The sequence below is a fragment of the Actinoallomurus rhizosphaericola genome (assembly GCF_024055675.1).
Lineage (GTDB): Bacteria > Actinomycetota > Actinomycetes > Streptosporangiales > Streptosporangiaceae > Actinoallomurus > Actinoallomurus soli.
Genome location: NZ_JAMXMW010000004.1, coordinates 439,249 through 464,386 on the forward strand (window position 1 = coordinate 439,249; position 25,138 = coordinate 464,386).

Below are 25,138 nucleotides of genomic sequence, written 5' to 3' on the forward strand. Positions count from 1 at the left end.
GTGTCCGATGAGCCGTGGGGCGGGTTCGTCTTCAACGAGGACGAACGGCGGATGTTCCTGTTCCTGATGGGAATGGAGCCGCCCGAGGCCAACCCCGGCCAGGTCTTCCAGCTCGGCCAGGCCCCGACCGATCTGGCGGCCGAGCTGGACGGCCTGGCGCGGCTCATCGAGGACACGCTGAGCAAGGTCGACGGCGCGCTGCCCGAAGAGGTCATCGCCCAGTACAAGGCGATGCTCCGGGAGCTCACGGGCGAGGGCGGCTACGGCAGCCACATCAACGAGATCAGGGACGGCGCCCTCGCCACGGCGACGCAGTTCGGTAACTGGGCGCGGAGCCTGGGCCAGGCGCAGATCCAGATCATCTCGACGCTGATCGCCATGCAGATCCAGCTGGCGATCATGTCGGCGATGGCGTTCTTCACCGGCGGGGCCTCCCTCGGTGAGGAGGCGATCGCCTACAACACCGCGCGCCTGACCCTGAACATGATCCTGCAGCGGCTGGCGGGCCTCATCGAGTTCATCGTGCCGACCGCGATCCAGGCGGCCATCGGTGCGCTGATCATGATGGCGGCGAGCCTGATCTCCACCGCGCTGGGCTACGGCGACCCGGACAAGCCGATCAACGGGACCTGGGTCGCCGAGGGCGCGGTCGGCGGCGCTCTGGCCGATCTCGGAATCCGCGGCGTGGGCGCCGGGCTCGGCGGCCTGGGCAAGTGGTTCGACGGGCTGGCCACCGGCAACTTCGCGAAGTTCCTCGACAACAACATCGTCAACGAGCTGAGGAACATCGGCGGCGACTTCGTCAAGATGGGCGCCGGCGCGGGGATCGCCGGGACGATGGCCCCCGGCCTCGTGGAGAACTACTGGCACTTCGACCCGATGGTGCCCACCGGCGGTGGCATCGGCGGTGCCGCGTTCGGCGCGTTCGCGCGGGGCGTCCACTTCATCGCCAACGGGTACCGCACGCAGAAGATCGGCGGCGGTATCTCCGAGCTGCTCGCGCAGGAACACCTCGATATCTCCTCCGCCGAGGTCAAGCCCGGCGGCGGACCCGGCGGCGACGGCCCGGGCGGCGGCGGACGGTCGACGCCCCTGCCGGAGTCCTCCCTGGAGGAGCCGCCGCCGCAGACCGTGCGTTCCGCGCCACCGCAGCGTCCGACGACCGTCGAGCCTCCCGAGCGCATCGGGACGGTCGGGGAGGACGACCCGCTCCTGCGGACCGGCCTCGGTGACCCGCTGTCCCTGAACGGCTCCCACGGCCCGGAGACCCTCGGCGAGGTCACGCCACCGCCGCCGAGCCGTAACCTCTCGCCGTCCGTCGAGACGCCGCTCCCCGAGAGCCGCACGATCGGCGAGAACGGCGAACCGCTCCCGCCGCCCCTGTCGGCCCCGCTGGGCGAGCACACGCCGATCACCGCGGCTCCGCCGGTACGGCCCGGGTCCCCCGCACCGAGTTCCCCGGTCCGCTCCACGCCGGTCACCACGCCGCGGGAGAACGTCGAGTTCAGCCCGGAGCCGGTCTCCCCGGTGGAGAGCTTCACGTCGGACTCGCGGCCGGTGTCCCCGGTGGAGAGCTTCACGTCGGACTCGGAGCCGGTGTCCCCGGTCGAGCGGCCCGCGTTCCGCCCGACTTCGGCGCCGCACGCCGAATCCCCGGCCCCGCGGAACCTCACGTCGCCGGAGGCCGAGGTTCCGGCGCCCTCGCACACGGAGGTCACGAATCCCGCCCCCGGCGGCGGGCGCGTCGAACCGGGCACCAACGGCGCGCTTCCGCCCCGCTCCGCGGGCACCGAGACCTCGGCGCGGCAGTCCGAGGGGGCGCAGCGCGACGCGCCGGGCACCGAGGAGGCCGTGACGCCGCCGTCCCGGCCGCAGACCACGTCGACGACACCGCCCGAGACGCCACCGCGCTCGGAGCCGAACGGGCGCGTCACCGAGCCGCCCGCCTCCGGACGGAACACGACCCCCGGCGCGACCCGCACGGGACCCGAGACCGTACGGCCCAACGAGACGACGACGCGTACGGGCGACTCCCGGACGCCCGCGGAAGAGCCGACGGAGCCGCCCGCCGAGTCGATCACCGAGCCGCCTTCCGAGTCGACCACGGCCCCGCCCGCCGAGTCGCCCGCCGTGCCGGTGCGGACGGAGTCCGGCGGGCCCCCCGCGTCCGGTGAGCCCCCGGCCGAGCTCGGCAGGGGTCCGGGCACACCCGCGAACAACGGCTCGAGGCCCGGTGAGCCGACGCCTCCCGCGTCCGCACGGACCGGGACCGGATCCACCACGAGGCCGGTGGCTCCCGACGAGAGGCCGCAGAACCCGTCCCCGCCGTCCGGCCGGGAGCGCCCCGCGACGGAGACGCCAGAGCCGGCGTCCCGGCGGGACCGGACGGACCGGCGCGCGTACGTGGAGGATGCTCCCGACGAGGAGGAGACGCCCACGGCGACCCGCGGGGCGAACACCCCCGCCGGCGAGCGGCCCGCGACGCCCGTACGGACGGAGTCCGCCCCGGAGGACTCGGCGCGCTCCGACCCGTCTCCGCCGGATCCGCCTCCGCCGCCCGAGCACCACGGGACCGCCACGGACGACGCCGCGCCCGGCGGCCACCGGCCGGACGACGTCCTGGTGGACCCCCTGGCCCTCGACCACGGGGACGTCACGCCGAACTTCCGGTTCGACCCCGGCGACCCGATCGCGCAGGGCCGGTTGAACCTCGACCAGGCGAGGCTGACGGAGCGGTACGACGGACTGCTCGGCGACGAGGACCGCCGGTTCTGGCGGCAGCGGGAGGCCGACGACCGGGTGAACGCGGCGATCGCCGCGTACCACGAGGGTCCGACCACCTTCGGGGTGCCCGACCGCGGGGCGAACACCGACCCGGCGATCCGGCTCCGCGAGGCGGGCTTCCCCGACCGGCTCACCCGCCCGATCACCGAGGCCTACCGGGCCGCTCTCGCCGAGGACGACCGGGCGCGGGCGAAGCCGCCGCGCATCATGGCCGGCGGAGAGCAGGAGCTCATCGACAAGCCGCCGACGCTGCAGGAACGGCTCACCGCCAAGCTGGAGCCGGTGCTCGGGGACAACGAGTACTCCGCGTCGCCGCACGAGGTGGCCGAACTGCTGCTCCGGCGGGACCCGCTGTCCGAGCCGGAGGGCTGGGCGCGGAAGGCGGGTGTGCCGGACGACCTCGCCTCCACGGTCGCCGACGCGTACCGCACGGCCCGTGCCGAGCACAACCAGGCCCCGGCGGACGACGCGAGGCCCTTCGAGGAACGCCTGATCGACGTGCTGGAGTCCCGGCTGAGCGGCCTGCAGCACGACCTGTCCCTCCCCGAAGTGGCCGACCGGATGATCCGCGAGCAGACGCGGCTCGACGCCGACCGGACGCGGCCGTGGACCTTCGACGTACGGGACCGGTTCGACTCGCGGTGGAAGCCGGAGTTCGACCGCTACCTGCGCGGCGAGCTGACGCGGGATCAGTTCGAACGGTCGTTCCAGGAGCTGACCGACGGACTGCACGACGAGCTCGAGGTGGAGGCCGCCGTACGTTCGGCGCGGGTGAGCGCCGAGGAGGCCTTCGACGAGGTCGTGGACCGGGACCGGTTCTCGCCGGAGGAGGAGGCGCGGGCGCTGACGCGGTTCCTCGAGGCGAACGAGGCCGAGGTCCGCCGCATCGCCGAGAATGTGGGCCTGCGCGGCGGGGCGCACCGCGAAGACGCCCTGTACGACTTCGCGGACCGGGCCGCCGCGCGTACCGGCGAGCTGGCCCGCGGGCTGGCGACCCGGCTCGAGCTCGAGTACGAGGCGAACTTCGAGTTCCGCCGCCTGGCCGGAGAGGCGGGCCTGGACCTCGCCTCCGACCGCGCCCGGAACCTGCGGGCCGAGTACCACGCGTACTTCGAGGCCTACACGCGGACCCTGCCCGGCGGCCGGGAGACGCGTACCCTCCCCGTCGAGGAGTTCGAACGGCGCACGACGGAACTCGGACCGGCGGTGCGCGAACTGAACGAACTCTTCACCGCCCGGATCCGCGCCGAGATGGCCGAGGACGCCCTCCTGGCCCGCGCCGAAGAGGAACTCGGCGACCAGGAGTTCCACTGGCGGGAGATGTCGGAACGCCCCCGCGCCCAGATCGACGGCGTGGACTACGACGCGGTCCTGGCGGAGTTCCGGACCGACCTGCGGGCCGAGAGCACCCGGCTCCTCGGCGGCCGTTCCGCCGGGGAGCTGACCGCCCGCGACTGGGAGGAGCACACCCGCCGGCTGACCACCGCGTTCGAGCGCCTGGCCGCCGAACTGCCCGCGCGGCTCGACGAGCAGGCGGGCCGGGCGGCGATGCTGCGCCGGGTGGACCGGGCGCTGCAGGGCACCGGCCGGTCGGACACCCACGTCCAGCGGGTCGGCGCGGACTTCCGCACCGCCATGACCGACGCGTACAAGTCGGTGGTCGGCCGCCCCGGGGAGGACCTCTGGTCCCGCGAGGAGCTGATCGGCCGGGAGGAGGCGTTCTACCACGACCACTTCCTGCCCTACCTCTACTCGCTGAACGAGCGCCTGCGATTCGAGGCGAGGGTCGAGGAGGCGCTCGGCGAGGGGGCCGGCCGGTTCAACGAGCTGACCGCCGAGGCGAACGAACTCACGGAGCGGGCGCAGCGGCGCCACGCGATGAGCGAGGAGAGGTTCGAGGAGCTCGCGAACGATTTCCGGGCCGACTGGGCGAGGCTCTACCACGAGCACTTCGGCCCGGCTGATCGGGATCTGGCGGCGTGGCTGGAGCTTGAGCGGTCCCAGGGCGACGTCTTCGGCGTCACGCTCCGGGAGAGCTGGGAGGCGTTCCAGGCCGAGACCGACGCGCCACGGCTGGCCCGGCTGCGCGAGCAGGCCGCGGAGGAGAACGCCCGGAACCGGCAGCGGCTGTTGGACATCTTCGCCGACATGGTGCGCCGGGCCGATGCGATGGAGAACCTGGAACGGGTCTTCCAGGAGGGATGGCCGGACCTGCGGTCCCCGCACGCGCTCGCCGACTACCGCGCCGGACAGGAGGCGCTCCGGAGCCGTCTCCGTACCGAGATGAACGCGACCGACAGCGAGGAGGGGCGCACCTCACTGCTGGCCGAGGCGCGCGAGGGCCTCGCCGCCCTCCGCGAGCAGGTCGCGGCCAAGGAGGAGGTCTACCGGGACTGGAGCCGGAACCCGGAGTGGACCCTGGACCTGCGGTGGCTGGAGCTGACCCGGACCCCGCTCGAGGAGTACGAGCGGCGCGCCGGGCTCGTGCCGGAATCGGAGTCCGCACCCGCCGTCCCGGAGACGGAGCCCGCGCCCGCCGGCGCGGAGTCGAGGTCCGCGCCCGCCGGCTCCGAACCGCCGGTGGGCCGGCGGGCGTACGTCGAGGACGCGCCCGACGAGGCCGAAACGCCCGTCGAGGTCCTCGAACAGGCCCAGATCCTGCTCGAGGACGCGCCCCTGGAGGTACGGGAGGCGCCGCCGGAGGTGCGGGAGACTCCGCCGGCGCCGAGCCCGGCGAGGCTCGCGGCGGAGGCCCGTGCCGCCGAGGAACTCACCCGCCTGCGCACCGAGATCGAGCAGCGCGACGAGGCGCACCGGGCGTTCGACGCGATCCTCGACGAGCAGCCGGACCGCGGCTTCACGTTCGGCGCGTTCGAGCAGGTCCAGAACGCGCGCGAGTGGTTCGTCCACGAGTGGGCCGCCACGGACCCGGGAAGCCGCACCGGACTGGAGGGCGAGCTCACCCGGCGGCTGGACGAGGCGCGGGCGGTCGCCGACGCGCGGCACGTGTTCGCGTGGGAGGTCGTCTCCTACACGCGGCCGGCGGTGCGCAACGTCGACGTCGCCTTCCACCACAGTCCCCAGGCCACCGCGGTGCGGGACGAGTTCGTCCAGGCGATGACCGAGGGCCCCGCCCCGACGGAGGACGCGCGGACCCGGCTGGTGGAGGACTTCCGCGGGCGGTACGACGCCGCGGCCCGCGCGTGGCGGCGGCAGCAGCTCACCGAACGAGCGCCCGAGACCACTCCGCCGGCTGAGGAGCAACAGGACACCGCGCCCCAGCAGGGCGAGACGGTGCCGGAACCCTCGGCCCAGAAGCTGATTACCGAACGTCCGCCCGACGCGGAGTGGACGCCGGAGGTGACGTCCTGGTACCGGCGGGAGCAGGCCGAGATCGCCAGGCGGATCACCGACTTCGTGGACGGCAGGACGCTCGACCCGGCCGCGCAGGCCCGGCTGGCGTCCGACCACGCGCGCCAGCTCGACGCGCTGCACGAGATCGCCGAGCGCCGCGACGTCGCGCAGCGGGAGTTCACCCGCTTCCTCGAGACGCAGAGCGACGGCCAGGTGACGCTCCGGTCCGGAGCCACGGCGAACTGGGTCCGCCGCAACATCGAGGACCTCCGCCGCCGCGTCGAGGACCTCGGCACCCCCTTCATCGACGAGTACCTGGCCGCCTCCGCCGCACACGACGCGGAGGAACCCGGGTGGACGCCCGTCGCCGAGCCGTCCTACGCCGAACCCGGCGACTGGCGCACCCCCGCGTGGCACGCCGCGCAGGCACGCCTGTACGAGAACCTCGAGGCCACCTTCACCCGGCACGACGCCGAGGCCGCCGGGCCGGCGGCCTCGGCCGCGGACCGGCAGGCGTTCGACGAGATCTTCGAGTCGTGGGTCCCGGAGGGCATCCGCGACACGGCGGGCGAGCAAATCGACGCGATCCGCGACCGGGCGCGGGAGACGTTCGAACGCCGGATCCTCGCCGGTGACGAGGAGCGGCAGGAGATCCTCGACGGCCTGCCGGACGAGCTGGACCGGGAGGCCGTCCGGCAGGTCGCGCTGCAGATCGGCCGGGACGCGTACGAGCGGACCTTCCAGAGCTGGTACGAGAACCGCAGCCGGCGCCTGGGCGACGCGGACGACGCCCTGCCCGTCGCGCTCACCGAGACCGTGGCCCACGCCGTACGCGAGGGGCAGCGCCCGGACTTCCAGGAGAAGTTGGAGAGCGCCGTCGATGAGCTCCTCACCGGCGTCTCGGGCATCCGCGCCGCCCTGCCGCAGGCCCTGCCGGAGATCCGGCGCGTGGCCGAACGCCGCCTGCGGGAGCTGACCGGCGATGGTCTGTGGGAGTCCTTCGACCGGCGTACCGGTCACGCGTCCGAGCAGGAGCGGTTCACCGAGCTCGTCTTCTCCGCCACTGAGACCTTCCGCGAGAACCTGTCCGGGCCCGACCGGGACCTGCTCACCGCGTTCGCCCCTGAGAACGCCGTGCCGTCGGACCCCGGCCGCACCCAGGTCGTGTTCGACGGGCTGCGCGAGCTCGACGCCGCGTACGAGGAGATATTCCAGCCCGGCGCCGAGGTCACCGCCGAGACGCGGCAGCGGTGGCGGGCGAAGTTCGACACGGTGGCCGCGTCCGTCCCGTCGGCGCTGGCCCGGCAGACCGCCCGGGAGGGCGCGCTCGTCAAGACCCTCGCCGACGTGAACACCGCGATCGAGGCGTGGCGGACCGCGCCGCCCGAGGCGCTCGAGAAGTTCCGGCAGCGGTTCGGCGTCGAGTTCGGCGGCGAGCTGCCCGGCGGCGTACGGCGGTCCGTGGAGCAGTCCATCGCCCGTTCCGTGAACGACCGGTTCGGCGCCCTGTTCACCGGTGAGCAGAGCGGAACGCAGGCCGAGCGGCTCGAACAGTGGCGGTCCTGGTACGGCGAGACCACCGGCACACCCCGGCTGCACACCCTGGTCGCGCGCGAGACGGCCAAGCAGGGCGTGGCCGCGAAGGCCGCGGAGGTCTTCGCCTCTGCGTACCAGCAGTGGCGGCAGGACCACCCGGAGACGGTGCTGTCCGAGGACGACGCCGGCCGGGCCCGTACCGGCCTGACCGACCGGATGACGGACGCCTACGACGAGATCTTCGGCGGCGTCGACAAGCCGGAGGACCTGGCCGAGCGGACCGCCTCCTGGGACCGACGGGTCGAGCGCCTCACGTCCGAGCTCCCCGCCCACCTCGCTTTCGAGGCCACCGTCCCGGCCGCGCTCCGAACGGCGGGCCGCTCGTTCCAGACCGTCGGCGAGGGCCACGACCTCGACGACACCGAGTGGGTGGACCGGACCGCCGCGTCCTTCCGTGAGGACTTCTTCGACGAGTACCGCCTGTGGTGGGCGCCGGTCGATCGCGCCACGGTCTCCTCGGAGGACGAGACCACCGCCGACCTGTTCGAGACCGGCCGCGCCGAGGCCCTCGCCGAAGAGCAGTCGACCGTCAGCATCGATACCGAGTCGGTCCTCGGCACCGACACCGAATCGATCTTCAGCATCGATACCGAGTCGGTCCTGAGCACCGATACCGAGTCGGAGCCGGAACACCCGGTCTCCGCCGTCGCCGAGCGGACGGAGGACACCGCCGGGCGCTGGCCCGCCGACGGGGCGGCGGGGTTGGACGGGCATGAGCTGCAGGTGTTGTGGCAGGAGGCGCGCAGGGAGCTGGCGCGCAATCATTCGGAGGTCACGGGCGATGCCGCGAAGGAGTTGCGGGAGCGGTTGCCCGGGCTGTACGAGGGGCTCGATTCGACGCTGAAGCGTCCGCTCCGGCGGGCCGGTGAGGCGATCGCGCAGCTCGTCGTCGATGGGCGTGTGTCCGGGCTTCACGGAGAAGGGGGCGGCAAGGAGCGGGAGTTCCCGTACATCCTCAAGCACCCGGAGGTCGAGGATCCGAACGATTACGGCGGCCTGACCCTGGCGACCGGTCCGCACGGCGCCGTACTCACGCTCGACGTGTGGGACGTCTTCCTGGGGCCGGAGGGTGAGTATTACCTCGAGGAGGAGAACGCGGTCGCGGCGCTGAACGCCGCGGATCCGGAGAACCCGGTCGAGTCTGCGGAGAGCGTGGAGATCGGGATCACCGAGCCCATCTTCGGTGTGATGAAAGTCCACCCCTTCGAGGACTACGCCGAGCCCAGCGAGATGTTCCCCGTGGCCCGAGGCCTCGAGAGCGAACTGGAGAAGGTCCCGGGACGGCCCGGCCAGGAGGAACTCAGCCCGCTGCAGGACTTCCTGCCCGAGGGCTGGTCGCTGACCGAGGAGGGGCAGGGCTGGCTGATCGGCCCCCGGCCGGTCGACGCCCCGCCGCGGGGCGGCCATGACCACGACAACTTCGGCGTGGTGCCGGCGGTCGGTCATCCCTTCCTGCGGGAGGTTCTTGAGAACACCTTCCAGAGTGAGCTCTACAGCGAGGTCACTCGTGGTCATCTGGCCGACGCCCTCGACTTCGCCGACTGGGTGGCGGCCCGGTTCATCGCGTGGACGGCACTGGGGCACGTCCCGGCCGATCTGACGCACGCGCACACCCTGCTGGACATTCCGGATCGCGCGGTGCAGGAGCTTCGCCACCACGCGGCAGCGCTGTACCTTCCGGTCGCGATGTACGGCAGCGGTTACGTGACGCCGGGTCTGGACAAGGTCCATGCCGCCGCCTTGCCGCGGCATGAACCGTTCGATCTCCTCGCCGACCTTCCCGGACCGGCCCAGCGGTTCCTCCAGACCGACCACGCGAACTTCCTGACGGAATCGTCGAGGCGGATACGCGCCCGCGACGTGAACCTGAATCGGGACCTCGAGGACAGCGACCTGCTGGACCTGCCGCTCCGGGACGAGGAGAGCGGCGTCCTCAGGGACTTCCTGCTCGCCGGCCTGGTACCGGGCGCTCGGCGGGTCGGCCTGGACGACATCACCGAGATGAACGTCTTCGGCGAGTTCGACACCGACGGTGGCCGGACTCTTCGGCAGGCGGTATGGGAGGTGCGTTCGGCCGGCAAGCGGTACAAGACGGCGACGGAGTCGGAACAGCAATTCGAGCACTTCGCCGGGAAACTACGGGCGCTGTACCCGTACGCGGAGCGGCTGCACAACCCGACCCCCGAGGACCTCGAGAGGGTCCGGGCGGCGTACGCGTGGCTGCGGCAGCAGTACACCGGCGACGAATCGGCCATTGACCTGGCTCCGAAGGGGCTCCCGGCGAAGTCCCATGGCGGCAATGCTCCGACCACCGATCGTGGGAAGTCCACTTCTTCGGTTTCGCGCGCGTGGAAGCGTGCGAAGACCGGCTTCCGGAACGTGGGGTCCGCGCTGAAATCGGGATCGGGATCGGAAACGGGGCCGATCTCCGCGGTGCCGAGACCGGCATCGGAAACAGGGGCGACGTCCGCGACGCTGGAGCCGGGGTCGCCGGGGGAGGCGGCCGCGCTGCTGGCGGATCTGTCACCGGCCGCCCGAGCCGCGATGCTGGCGTCTCTGCCCGCGGAGACACGGGATTCGTGGGCCGGGAACCGGGATTCCGTGGCGGAACTGCGTCGCCTGTTGCCCGGCCGCGACGCGTCGGCGGACTTCGTCGCCGTGGTGACGCAGCTGATGATCGAGGTGCCGCCGGGGGTCGAGCAGCCCGCGGCGGCCCGGCGGGCCGCTCACGTGACCCTCACCCGCATGTTCCGCCATGTTCCGGATGTCGTGCAGGCGCTGATCACCCAAGGCGTCCGGGTAGTGGTGATCCCGCGTGGCGAGAAGCTCACGTCCGTGTCCCGCTTCACCGATCTCGCCGGTGGAGCCACCGGCGACGCCAGAGCGTACGACGATCTCCGGGGTGTCCGCTACGAGACCCTGGTCGCCGTCGGCGAGGAGAACCTCCTCGGCGAGATGACCCTGGTGGGCAGCACCTACAACACGGGGTATTCCGTCCTCGTTCACGAGATGGCGCATGCCGTTCACCACTACGTTCTCGGCCCGGACGCCAAGCGGCAGATCGATCAGCAGTTCGATCTGCTGAAATCCCGCAAGACCGGCGGGCGGTGGCCGGACGGAGCGCTGACCAACCCCAACAAATCCGGCAGCGTGAACTATTCGGCGACCAATGGCTGGGAATTCTTCGCCCAGGCGACGAACGTATGGCTGGGAGTGAACGCCGGACGCGACACCGGCACCGACCTGCCGCTCAACAACACGAGCGAGTGGATCGAGCAGCACCTGCCGGGGATGGTCGACCTGCTCAAGAAGGCCTATGGGCCGGGCGACCTCTTCCAGGAGACCGTTCCGGTCCTGGCGGAGATCTACGGACCGGAGGGGCAGGCCCTCGAGGTCAACCCGGTCCGGGAGAACTACGCGCGAGACGAGGTTCAGCGGGCCTTCCGCCAGTTCATGGGGATCCCGACCGGGGAACCGGCGCCGTTCAACAGCCGGTTGGACGTGCCGGTCGTCATCGGCGAGTTCCGTCGCGCGCCGCGCATTCAACGCGGTGGCCGGCAAGCCGCTACCGCAACGATATTTTTCCGTGGATACCCGCGTGACGCCAAGGAGACGGCCCTTTGGATCACGCGCAATCACCGGCCGGGTGAGACGGATTATTGGAGCGCCCGCAGCGGGACCGCCCCCTCGCGCCGAGAGGTGATGTTGGTGGCGCCGGGCGCCGAGGCTCTCGGCCCGGACGGCGAGGACTCCTTCGCCACCGAGCTCGCGGACCACCTCGGCCGTACGGTCACCACGGTCCACCCGGAGACCGGAGCGCAGACTTCACACGCCCCCCTCGCCGAGGTGCCGCCGAAGATCGGACTCGCCTCCCGGAGCGGCGCCGAGACCACCGGTGGCGATGCTCGCCCACCGGTGGTGACCGCGGACACCCTGGATGAGGTCCTCGACCGCGGAATCCCGGATCTGTTCGGGCCGACTCCCCCGGAGAAGTCGGTCTCGGCCGAGCAGCTCTCCGGTTGGTATGAAGCGCTCCTCGACCTGCACGTCCATCTCGAGGACTTCGGGAACCTCCGGGTCCCGCACGACTACCGGAAGGGTGCTCATCTACGGGCGCATCTGGTCACGCTGCAGCTCCTGCGGTGGGGGGCGCCGGTAGGCAAGATCACGGTCAGTGGGTTCTACCCCCGTGGCGGGCGGATGCTCGGCCCGAGCATGACCGAGGACATCTGGGATTACCACGTCGCTCCGGTCGTCCGGACCGGCTCCGGATGGATGGTCCTGGATCTGTCGCTCAGGGCCGGTCCTCAGACGCCGGGTGATTGGCTCAACCGGCTCGGGGTGGTCACCACCAATGACCGGAACCTCTTCTTCACCGGTGCCCTGGACGATGTCCAGGAGGCGCTGCGGAGGGAGTACGAGCGGGCTCCGCGCACCTGGAAGAAGAGCGCGGACGGGCTCGTGAGCCCGTTGGGCCGTGTCGTGGCGGTCATCACGGAGCCGCACGCCCTGGGGCACCCGATGGACGGCCGGGCGCGCACGCTGCGGGAGACCGACGCGTTCGTCCGCGGCGAGGTCCTTGACCACATTCTGGCGGCGCGGGAGTTCGACTACGTCCAGCACGCCCGGCGGCTGCTGAGGAGCCTGCGCGCGGCGGGCCGGTCGGCGGAGGGAGCGGCCCGCCTGCTCAGGGCCGGACTGCCGGGGGCCAGCCCGTTGCGCGGCACGTTGCCGCGCTATCAGAAGGAACTGGTCCCGTTGCTGCGGACCGTGCTCGGCGACCGCCATGCCGAAGTGACGACGGAGCTCTTCCCGGACGAGCAGGCCGGCCGGGAACGCTCGGTGGAGGAGTCGGCCGACGCGCTCGCCCGTAGCTCGGTGTACGCGGGGCGGTTGTCCCGTTTCGATCAGATGCAGTCGTCGGCGGTGGCACGGCCGGGCTGGCCGCAGTGGATGAGCGCACCGCATGCCGAACCGGACGACGAGCCGGTCCACGCGCCGCCGTCCGCGCCCGGCGACCTGCGGCCCGCGGCGGGCGTCCCGGAGGAGGACCTCTATCCGTCGTCGAGCTCGGAGCCCTTCGTCCCCCAGGACGCCCCGAGACCCATCCTGGCCCGGATCCGGTACCTGCACGAGGCGATCCGGTACGAGCAGCGCCTGGCGGTCTACCTGTCGGAGCATCCGCTGGTCAATGAGGAGCTCGGCAGGATCGTCAAGGACATCTGGAACCGCACGCCGGAGAATCGCCGGGCGGAGTACGGCTCCGATGACGTCTGGCTGGCCGGTGTGGTGGGGATGTCCGCCGAGCGTCTGCAGGAGGTCGTCGACTCGGGCAACGTGCGCGAGCGAGTGACGTTCCTGTTCAACGGACTGGTCTCGGGCCTGATCCCGCATCAGCTGAGGAGCGACAGCCCGCGGCATCCGGAGATCGTCGCCGAGCGCGCCGACCGGGTGAACACCCCGGCCCGGGTGGAGTACGAGAGGCGGCTGGCGGAGATCGGGGCCTCGGACCTGGATTCCGGCGCCAAGGCGGCGGCCATCGCGGCGGCGATGCACGAGCTCCTGACCACCGATGAGTCGGCGTCGCAGGTACGGCCGCCGCTCAGCGACGCCGAGCGATCGATCGTCGGCGAGGGCGAGTCCCTGCCCTGGATCCCCGCGTCGAACAACGAAGAGCTGCTGATGAAGAGCGGGTTCCAGCAGCGGTCGGAGAGCAGCGGAGGGCTGGTCCTGACCGGCACGTCGGGCACCGCCTACATGTTCGCGAACAACCTCGCCCGGATGCCCCGCCGCTGGCGGGGCGTGACGATCGACCTCGGGCTCCTGCGCGCGGCGTTGATCGGCGCGATGCTGCAGCAGAAGCACCACAGCTTCCACGAGGTGATGCGCGGCTTCCAGCTCGCCCTGAACGAGATATCGGGCCACGATCCGCAGCTGGACTACGTGGACAGCTGGGACCGGTACCAGCACCTGGCCCCCTTCGGCGAGGACGAACTCCGCGCGTCCGTGGCCCTTGAGGGCAGGTTCCCCGACGAGCACGCCCGGGAGCTGCGAGGCCCGGCTGCGGGCGAGGACACTCACGCCGATCCGTCCGCGCCCCCGGACCTGCGGCCCGCCGAGGGCGTCGCGGACGAGGACCTCTATCCGCTCATTCCGGCCACGGACCTGGACTGGCGGCAGCGGGTCCTGGAGGCCGCGCTGCAGTCGACCGGCCTCTATGAGTGGACGCGATCGGGGCCCGACTCGGAAGACGCCTTCGCGCTCCTCATGGAGTGGGAGGGCCGCACGAACGACTTCGCCCGATGGCTGCGCGGTAAGGGGCCGGTCCTGTCGTCGCAGAGCGCGATGAACTGCTGGGAGGTGTTCCTCTACACGGCCTACTGGACCGGCGCGGTCGACCGGGCCTGGCTGGAGGGGATCCACGACCAGGCCGCGCGGGCGGCGATCGGAGTGGTCTACCGGGCGCGCCAGGCCGGCGAGACGGATCGCGGGGCGCTGGCGAACGCGCTGGAGGAGACGTATTTCGGCACGCTGCAGAGTTTGATGACGTCCGGTGACTTCACCCGTCACGACGTCGATCCCCGGACCGGGCTGACCACCCCGGACATCCCGCCGGGCCATCTCGTGGTGTTCGGCGACATGAACCACGCCGCGCTGGCGCTGGGGACCCGGGACGCCGAGGGACGCCAGGAGGTCCTGAGCAACTGGAACTTCCCCGAGAGCAGGCCCGGGCGGCCGACGACCGTGCCGTCCGGTCCGGGGTTCCTGCAGCGGACCACGGTGGAGGAGATCCAGGAGGCGCTGACCCTCTCCGGCCACCCAGCGACCGTGACCTCCGCTGCGCCGGCGTGGCCGGTGACCCGTACCGGGACCGACCCCCGGAACGGCACGCCGAACCCGGTGCGGGAGCCGGGCGCGAAGGTCGAGCGGCCGGCGAGCCCCGAGCAGTGGCTGGACCGGCGGTTCGACGCGCCGGTGGCCAAGGTCGCGACCGAGCGCTACGACCCGAAGGTGAGCTTCTTCGCGGGCAAGGCCGGGAAGACCTCCTCGTGGGAGACGCTGATCCGGGTCAACGTGCAGCGCATCCAGGCGGAGAACGGCACCTGGGTCCGCGTCCGCGTCGTCACGCTGCCGGTCAGGCCGATGTTCGGGGTGACCGAGGCCGACGTCCGGGCTCTGCAGGCGTCTTTGAACCGTCTGTACGACAAGCATGTGAACCGGGGATACAGGCTTCCGCGGTCGGGTGACCAGCTGTTCATGGCGGTGAAGCTGGTCGTCGACCCCGGTCACGGCGAGGCCGTCGAGATACGCCCCGGACGCACCGCGGACGCGCCGGACCTGAAGCTGACGCGTCCGGACGCCCGGCACTGGGGCATGCGCGACCTCCTGGTCGTGCTGGCGCATGAGTCGTCGCACGGCGGTGGGCTGCCGGACGAGAACCTGGACGCGGAGTCGTTGTTCCGCCGCCTGGCCACGCTGACCGTCGTGGGAAGCGACGGGGTCCCTCGTACGGAGCCGCGTTCGGCGGTCAGGTACGACGGGCTCATGGCGGGCGGCCCGTTCGACCCCGCCCAGGAGATGCCCGCGCGGTACCTGGAGATCATCGAGGCGGTGGACGCCACCGCCGTTCTGATGGACCACCCGCTGGAGGCGTCCGGCGCGCCGGCCTTCGCGATGGTGGTGACCACCGAGCAGAGCGGCGCCGCCGACACCGTCGCGGCCTCCTCGATCTACGAGGTCCTCGGCGACCGGGACGCCGGCCCGTCGTACCCCGCCCCCTCCGCACCGGGGGAGTCGGCGCAGGGCGCCTCGGGCCTCAAGCGGCCCGCCGATGAGGACGACGCTCTTCAGCCCCCGGCCCGGCGCACGCGGGGATCCGAGACGGCGGCCGAGCAGGGCCTGACATCACAGGCCGGATGGTCACCGCCGGTCCGGGCCGGACGGATCACCGCCGGCGCGACGGAGGAGGAGCAGGGCCGGGCTTCGAGCGGTGCGGCGCCGAACGCGTACGCGTTCGATCCGGCGGTCGTGCGGTTCTGGACGCACCGCGTCGTGCAGGCCGGGCTGGTATCCGTCGGCTTCTACACGTGGGTGCCCTCGTCGTTCTCCGCGAAGGACGGTTTCGCGCTCGCCACGACGACGCCGCGCGGCGCGAACGACTTCGCCAAGTGGCTCCGCGATGAGGGCCCCATGCCGTCGGCGCAGAGCGCGATGAACTGCTGGGAGGCGTTGCTGTTCACGGCCCACCGGTCCGGGGCCGTCGACAAGGCCTGGCTGGTGGGGATCCACCGGGACGCCACCCGGGTGACGGCGGAGGTCTTCCGCACGCGGTCGGCCGTCGTGTCGCCTTCCCGCGCGATGTGGGAGGCGGACTACGCGTACGCCGAGGTGTTCGCGCGGTCGATGATCGCAGGTGATCTCACGACGCATCAGGTCGACTCCCGAACCGGCCTGATGACGCCGGAGATCCCGGCCGGGCATCTCGTGGTGTTCGGCGCTCTGGCCCATGTCGCGCTGGCGCTCGGAACCCGTGACGCCCAGGGCCGCCAGGAGGTCCTGAGCCACTGGGTGTACCCCGAAGGAGAGCCCGGGCGGCCGAACCTCCGGCAGGGCACCGTCCCGGGGTTCCTGCAGAAGACCACGGTGGAGGAGCTGTACCGCTTCCTCCCTCCGGCCGGCTTCAAGGTCGTTTCCGCGCTGCCGGCGTGGACGGTCGCCCGGGCCGGTGGCGGCCCTCGACCCGAGGCGGCCGGGCCGGTGTCGTCGCAGCAGCCGCGCCCGCCCGCGGCCCCGCCGACCTCCCCACCACCCGTCCTCTTCGGCGTGGCCTATCGCCACGCGGGCTGGCCCGTTCTGCGCGAAGGCCACGAGAAGGCCCTGGCCTCGATCCTGGCGGGGCGCCCGGGCGCGTACGCCGCCGCGCGGAGCGCCGTACGGATGCTGAGTGGGGACCTGTCGGCCACGCGGGGGGAGGACACCGCGTCGTGGTTCGCGACGGAAGGGCGACCGGTCGGCTCGCGGGCGGACCTCGAAGCCCTGCTGACCGCGCCCGACTGGGCCGTGCCCGAGACGATGGCCGCCTTCGCCGCCGCGGTGCGACGGCAGGCTCCGCCGAACCTCGCCGAGGGGTCCGCGCCCCGTGACGCGTCGTGGCGCGCGCAGATGCAGCAGGTGCGCGGTTACCGGCTGGGCGACGCGCCGCTCGGCCACGTCGAGAAGCTGTTCTCCGCGTACCGGAGTCTGGTGTCCGCCCAACCGGGTTCGATGCCGGAGTCCGATCTCGGCCGGGGGATCCTCGCGGCGATGATCGCCTGGCGGGTGCCGCTGGGGGAACCGCTGTACGACATCGTGCTCGCCTGGGAGCGCGCCGGATTCGGCACCGTGAAGGCCCGGTGGGCGCTGAACAGCGAGGCCGCGGACTTCTACGAATGGATCCAGGTCGCGTTCACCCCGCTCACCGGTATCACCGACGCGCGGGCGAAGATGGTGTTGCAGGCACCCCACCTGCTCCTCCACGAGAAGCTGGGCAAGCCGCGTCTCCTCACCCGGACCGGGTTCGCGCCCGACGGCCGGTTCGGCGCGCCGTCGGGCGGTCTCCGCGGAGGGTCGCGGGACACCGGGGTCGATCCGCTGCGGGCGGGCTGGCCGATCGGCCGGGAGCTCACGGTCGAGGGGCCACGCGAGGGCGGTCTCAACGAAGTGCCCGCTCCGGTGCCGGCGGGCAAGGGCAAGTCCGCGGAGCGGTGGTTCACGTACGAGCGAGTGCTCGAGTCCCGGTCCGCGCCGCTCCGTTACGAGGTCGGCGACACGGGCCGGATCCGGCTCCCGGACGGCCGGACGCTCTCTCCGGACGGCTGGCTGCGGTTCGGCGACGATTTCTTCCACGCTCCGACGGGCGCGTTGCTGCGGGGTGACAGCGGGTGGGTCGGCCAGGTGGCCAACGAGGACCAGCTGCGCGACGTCCTCGGCACACCGGGCTTCGAGGTCACGCCGTACACGCTCGTCGGCGGGCCGTCGGGCATCCACCTGACACCGGCGGGAACGGAGGAAGGCCTGGCCGTCTGGATCCCGCTCGCGGACCACGGCGCGCCGCTCTCCGCCCCGCCCGCCACGGAGCCGGCCCGGCCCGGGCCCGTCGCCTCGACCGGCCCGTCCGAGGGAGAGTACGCCGATCGCCTCGTCTCGCTGCTGGGCGGCGACCCGGTCGACCAGTCCGCGGTGGTGGAGCAGCTTCGCCTGCGCCGCTGGCTCGCGGACGGCCGGACGGCCGAGTCCCTGGACGCCGCGTTCCAGGCGCGGACCGGGGGAACCTCACTGGCCGAGGCGATGGACGACGCCGTCGCGGAGGGACGCGCGCCGGAGACGCTGGTCGAGGACGTCCTCCGGATGATCGGCCTGGTCTCGGAGTTCACTCTGGGAGCTCCGCCGCCCGGTCCGGTCGCGGTCGCTCCGAAGGCGGCGCCGTCCGCACTGCCGCAGGTTCAGGCCTTCGCCGAGAATCTGCACACGGTGCTGGTGGAGCACGAGGACGCGGAGGGCGCGTTCGCCCTGCTGCGCCTCCTCGGCGGGGACCTGCCCCAGGCGTGGGCCGTTCATGAGGCATACCAGGCCCGCTACGGCGCGTCCATCGAGCGGCATCTGAACGACCTGTGGGCGCGTGAGCACGACGACGCTCCCTGGCACCGCTGGAACGAGATCTGGCCGCTGGCCGCCGCCCACAACCTGTTCGGTGATACCCGGCCCGACCCGGTGTCGTACGCGCAGGTCGCGCGGTGGTACGACCTGCTGAGCGAGCTCAGCTTCCAGCACCACGAGCTCGGCGCCGTCCGGGTGCCGAGCGACCACGTCGCCGACGGCTGCTTGATCCGGGCCCACCTGATCACGCTGCGGCTCCTGCAGTGGGGCGCGCCCGTCGGCAAGATCGCGGTCACCGCCGCCGGCACCGACGGGTGGGTACTGGGGCTGCGTGGTGACCTGCCGGGCTCCCTCGACCCGGCGCGGATTCCCTGGCAGTACCACATCGCCGCGGTGGTGTGGGCCCATGACGCGGACGGCCGTCCGCAATGGATGGTCCTGGACACGGCGCTCGGCCGCGGGCCGCTGACCGCCGGTGAGTGGCTCACCGCCATCGGCGTGGATGCCGGCAACGACCGCAACCTCTTCCTGACCGGCGCGTTGGACGACGTTCAGGGGGCCTTGTGGGAGGAGTTCGACAAGGCCCCGGCCTCCTGGTGGTTCTCCGGCGGGATGCCGAACCCGATCGGCCGGGCCGTCGCGGTGATCACGGAGGCGCACGCCGAGTCGCATCCCCTGTACTACAACGCGCGTAATCTCGCACAGACCGACGCGAACATGCGCGAGCGGACCGGGACTCTCGTCGAGCACGCCGTGGCGATGCGGGAACTCCGGTACGCCCGGCACGCGGCACGGGTCCTGGAGGACCTACGGAGCGCGGGCACACCGGCCGAGGAGGCGGCACTCCGGCTGGAGACCGAGCTCGGGGGCGCCGGCCCGAGGCGCGGGACTCTCACGCGCTACGCCGACCTCGACCGGTCGCTCCGTGACGTGCTCGGCGAGCGGTACGAGGACCTGGCCCGGAGACTGTTCCCGCCGGAGGAGGACGGCCGGGAGCCCTCGGTGGACGAACTCGCCGAGGCGCTCGCCCGTACCGACCTGTCCGCGACGCCGGACGAGGCGACCGTGCCGTCCGAGACGGCGGCGCTGGAAGAGCCCGCACCGGTGCCGGCTCCGCCGCACGACTGGCCGCAGTGGACGAGCGCCCCGCAGGCCCGGCCCGCGACCGCCGATCACCTCCCGGCGGATCTGGCGCGTCCGGAGGACGCCGACAACCTCCCCGAAGCGCCGGTCAGGCTCGGGCATGTCTACGACTCTCCCGCGTGGGCTCCGGCGCGCAACGTCTACGAGCGTGCCTCCGGGCGGGTGCTGGGGTCGGACCTGGAGGTGTTCCACGCCGCTGGCGACGCCGCCCGCCGCCTGTACGTCACGCTCGCCCGCCGCATGGGGGCCGACGCCGCCGCCCGCGGATTCCGCGTGGCCTCGGGCGCGGAGCTGGAGCGGCTGCTCGGCAAGGACTCGGAGTGGAACCTCCAGGACGTCATGACCGGGATGTACGAGGCGGTCCACTACCACCACGCGGCCCTGACCGAACTGTGGAAGGACGTCCCGCACTCCCGGGAGCAGCGGAGCGACGAGTGGCGCACCGAGATGCGCGACGTCCGTGGCTACCAGGTGCATCTGCTGCCGCCCGACCAGACCGAGTGGCTGCTGCGCGTGTACGGGCGTCTCGGTTTCGGGCCGGACCACCAACGGTTGTTCCTCCAGGCGGCGATCTCCTGGGGCACGGCCACGTCGCAGCCGCTGTTCGACGTGCTGCGGGCATGGCGCTGGGCGGGGCTCGGTGGTGACCTCCGCTCCAGGGTGCCCAAGGAGGTGCTGGCCGGCGAGGCGTCGGACCTGTACGCCTGGTTCGACGAGGAGTTCCGCCCGCGCGAGCGCACCGATGACCGGGAGCTGCTCGCCGACCTGACACCGCCTCACCTGCTGGAGTACGACGAACCGGCTCCCGCCCCGGCCCAAGCCGCAGGCGAGCGGGACCTGACGACGCGGGCGCCGTGGTCGCCTGCCTCGCGCCGGCGGATCTTCACCGCCGCGCAGGGCGAGGCGCCGGGGCGGCGCTTCACGGCCTCCGACGGGGACCTCGTCGGGGTGCACTTCTTCCCGTCGTTCGACTGGTCCCTCCGCGCGCCGTTCTACGGCGGGCTGCGCGAGATGACCGGCGTCGTCTGGCGCTGGTCGGAGGGGCGGCTGCAGGGAGCGCGGTTCACCCTGCCGCTCACGAACACGGCGGGGACCGCGTTCACCGCGGGCCACAGCGTCGACCTGGCGCGGCGCGCGGACCTCATCGAGGCGGCGGCGCGGTGGTTCGCGAGCCTGGGCTACACCGACAACGTGGTCCTGGTCTGCACGCCCGTGCGGACGGGCCAGGACGACCTCGGCTCGACGGCCCACGAGACCGGCATGGTCATGCACCGCGTGACCCACGCCGTCGCGGTGACGGCGTCGGGGCACTTCCACCTCGCGCCACAGGCGGACGGCCGGCCCAGCGTGTGGCGGGTCATCCACCCCGACGGCCGTACGGAGGAGTTCCCCGCGCAGGAGACCCTGACCTGGGACGTACCGGCGTCGGAGTATCCGGACGCGCCCTACTTCAACACGGGCGGCGGCGCACCCGGCGGTGTGGGGACGTATGGACCGCCGGTCGGAATCCCCTCGGGCTCCGAGGGACCGGCCGGTGACGGTGGTCTCGCGCCGCCCCCCGTCCCCACCGGCGACGGTGGTCTCGCGTCGTCACCCCAGGTACCCGCCGAGATCGGCCGGGGACCGCTGGTGAGCTGGACCGACCCGGCCGGCGGGCACCGGTTCTTCCGCGGTGAGCTGGGTGCGGGCGAGGGCGCGGGGATCCCCGGGTTCGCGAGGGGCGCCCGTGCGGCGTGGGCGGCCGCGCACCAGGACACGCTCACCGCTGCGGCCGAGAGGCCGCAGCCGGCCGGGCCGAAGAACCCGCTGGCGGGCCCGGGATACCGGCTGGGCACCGGCCGGGTCGTGCCCGCCCGTGACGTCGAGTCGTCCGATGAGGGACCGACGGCGCATGAGGAGGTCCCGTCCGGCGAGGCCGCGCCGGTCCGCGAGGGCGAGTCGTCCGGCACGACCGCGCGCCCGCCGGCCGGGACCCGGAAGGGCTACGGAGCCGGCAACGCCATGACGTTCGCCGACCTGTACACGCGCGAGCAGACGCCTGAGACCGGCGCGTTCTCCTCGTCCGGCCGGAGACTCGGCGGGAACGACGACGCGAACGTTCACCTCCCGGGCCTGAACAAGATCTTCACCGATCCGGTGGTCGCCGAGCCGCCCCGGCCGAGGGATCCGTTCGCGGGCACCGGCCAGGTGCTGGGCAGGGGTGACGGCAGGGGCGCGGGCATCCCGGGTCTGGACAACGACGTCCGTGCCGAGTCCCAGCGGCTGCGGCAGGAACGCGGGCCTGTCCGGGTCCGGCCCCCCGAGCTGTTCTCCAAGGCCAAGGTCGTCACCCTCGGGCAGGTCACCGACACGCGGACCGAGGGCGGCGGCCGCGCGCCGTCGACGGGCGGCACCGGCGGGCTGCTCGAATCGCGCTCCGGCGACGGCACCGTCACGATGCTCGAAGAGCCGGTGCGGCCGACGTCCTCCTCGGTCACCGAGGCGGACGCCTCCGTGACCGAGCGGCCGCCCGCGCCTCAGGAGACCGGCGACGAGACCGGACCCTCGGTCAGCGTTCCGGCGACCGAGCAGGCCGGGAACGAGGTCGGGCCGCCGGCCACCGTCCCGCCGGCCGAGAGGACCGCACCCGAGGAGACGGCCACCACTCCCGCGCCCGCGGAGACGCTCACGCCTCCCGCGCACGAGGAGACGGTCACCCCTCCGGCGCCCGAGGAGACGGTCGCTCCTCCCGCGCCCACCCCGGACGTGGAGCGGGAGACCGCGACCACCCCGGCGCCTCCCGAGCCCGTCACCCCGCCCGCGCCCACCACCGCGCTCGGCCGGGCGCGGCAGGTCCTGGCCGGGCTGTCGGAGGAGCGGCGCGCCGAGGTCATGGCGCAGGCCGCGCTGTTCGTGGGCGATCTGAGCGGCCGGGTGCCCTCGCTCCGGGATCCCGGCGGCCGGGTTCACTGGGAGGACTGGGCCGGGCTGCGCGTCGCGGCCGAGATCGCCCGGTCGGGTTCGGAGGCCGGCGAGCACCTCGCCCGCGACCTGGTCGCCGCGCAGCGCCAACGGGCCCGGCAGGCGGTCGGCGCGGGGGAGATCGTGCCCTCGACGCCGCTCGGCCGCGCGCGGCAGGTCCTGGCCGGGCTGACGGAGCAGCGCCGCGCCGAGGTGATGGGGCAGGCCGCGACGTTCGTGGGCGACTTGAGCGGCCGGGTGCCCTCGATCCAGGACCCCGGCGGCGAGGTCTCGCGGGTCGACGAGGCGGGGCTGCTCGTGGCGGCCGAGATCGCCCGCCGGGGCGCGGACGCCGGTGAGGCGCTCGCCCGGAGCCTGATGCACGACCTCGACGAGCCGCTCGTACCGCGGGCCTTCATCGACGAGGCACGGGAGAACGCCGCCCGGACCACGGTCGACTCGCTACGGGATCTGGCGGAGGAGGACCACCCGCGGATCCGCCACGAGGCCAGGGCCATCATCCGGCAGCTCACCGGACTCACTCTGGACGACGAGAGCGCGGAGACGCGTGGCCTCCACCGGCTTCTGCTGGTGACGGAGGCGGAGATCGCCTGGGCCGGTCACCGGCCCGCCGCCGACCTCGCGGCCGACATCCTCGGCCGGCCGCGTCTCCCGGACTCCCGCTTCCTCGACGAGATGGCCAGTGCCGCCCGGTTCGACCTGGTCCGGGCCCGCGCGACGCTCGGCCTGCTGTCCAGTGTCCGGCAGGAGCAGCTCCGGCGGGAGACCGACGCCATCGTCCGGACGGCGCTCGGCGGCTCGGCCCTCGACCGGGCGCCGCGTGTCTGGCGGGAGCTGATCGCCGCCGAGATCGCCCGTTCCGGTCACACCGCCGGCGAGGACCTCGCGCGCGACCTCGTGTCGCGCGAGGAGACGGCGGCCGAGATGGTCGCCAAGACCCAGTGGGGCAAGGCCGGGGACCGGACGGTGGCGCTGTGGCTGCCCGGCCGGGCCGAGCCCGCCCTGCCACGGGACCCCGAGACGCTCGCCCTCCTGAGCGAGGTGGTCCCCGAGGGGATGGTCCTCGTCATCGGCGACGCGCAGGACGGCCGGGCCACGGCCCGTGAGCAGGACCTCCAGGCGTACGCGATGGCGAAGGTCGTCGAGAGCCTGGCGCCCGGCCTGCACCCGCTGCTGGCGATGACCAACGGCGCGAGCGTCGCCGAGCCCGTGTCTCGGGCGCTGAACGGTCCGGTGGTGGCCACCCCGTACGACGCGGTGCTCGACCGGCGGACCGGCGACCTGGTCTCGCGTCCCTCCGGGGCCGACGGGACGGAGGAGCCCCGCCGGGACGCGTGGTTCCGGATGTTCATCCCGGGAGACCGCGAGGGCCTGCCGGTCACCTCGGGGCTGCTCACGTCGAGCGGCGGCGAGCTCGCGACGGAGTCCCGCGTCGAGCCGGAGTCCCGGGTGGAGCCGGAGCCGGATCCGCTGCCGTTCCCCCCGGACGCCCAGGCCGAGGCCGAGGGCGAGGCGCCACCCGCCCCGCCGGGAGCGCCCGCGTCGACGGAGCCGCCGGAGTCACCGGAGCCGGTCTCGGCGCCGTCGGTGGAGACGACCCCGGTCGCCGTGGACCCGATGGTCGTCCGGGCCGGTGTTCCGCGCGAGGACCTGCCGCAGATCATGGTCGCCGTCGCCCGCATCCGGCAGGAGCTGGACCGGATCGGAGCGCACTACACGCAGGAGGACGTCGACCTCCTCCCGCAGCGGCTGCTGGCCAACTACCCGCACCTGCTCCACGGCCTGCAGGTGCCGATGGGCGACGCCGAGGTGCTGGTCCGGCTGGAGGCGACCGACCCGCAGAAGGTGGAGAACCCGGGTGGTTCGACGCGGACGGTGTCGAACCTGCCGCCGGTCGAGGGTGAGCACACGGCCGGCGGCACGGTGAACTCGGTGTTCGCGACCGGCGCGCACACCCAGAGCGTCTCCGGGCAGACGGGCGCGACGCGCGGGGCGATCTCGCTGTCCTTCGGCATCGGCGCGACGCCCTTCGCCCTCCAGGTCGTCAGGATCGGCGCGTCGCTGTCCGGCACCGCGAACCAGTCGAACCGGTCGCTTACCCATATCGCCGACGCCGAGGGCGGTCACGTCGAGGTCGCCGGCGGCGGTCACACGCTGCTCGCCTACACCGGGCACTGGTCGTTCCAGGTCCGCAGAGGGTCGGACGGGGACTGGGACACCCTCCCGGCGCACCGGGTCGACGACCCGACCGACGAGAAGCTGCTGGTGTGGGTCCCCGACAACTATCTCGGAACCGCTCCGGCCCAGGTCACCGCGATCGGCGACACGGTGAAGACCGGGAGGCTGCCTGCGTACTACTTCGCCTCCGGCCTGTCGAGTCTCCCCGAGGTCTTCGACGCGACAGTGAGAGAGCTGCGGCAGCGCGGACTGGACATGCCGGCGGGCAGCCAGCTCCACAAGGAGCTGCTCCAGAAGCTGTGGAACCTCAACATGCATCTGGACGCGGCCGTCAACAACGCCGACGGCGGGTACCAGTTCGACCTGCACAACGAGTACGGGCGGCCGGTGGCCACCGTGTCGGTCCGGTCCGAGCTGCTGGACGGCACGGTCCGGGTCGGCACCACCAGTAAAGACTCCAACATCGAGAACGTCCGGACCCTGATCT

General features: G+C 72.9%; 1 protein-coding gene (cut by a window edge). It reads left to right on the plus strand.

Annotated elements, in window-relative coordinates; genetic code table 11:
- Positions 1–25,138, plus strand: the start of a protein-coding gene (locus NE234_RS13250; RefSeq protein WP_252779256.1) for a protein-glutamine glutaminase family protein. It continues 41,288 nt past the right edge of the window; only the first 25,138 of its 66,426 coding nucleotides appear in the window; its start codon is at positions 1–3; its stop codon lies beyond the right edge, outside the window.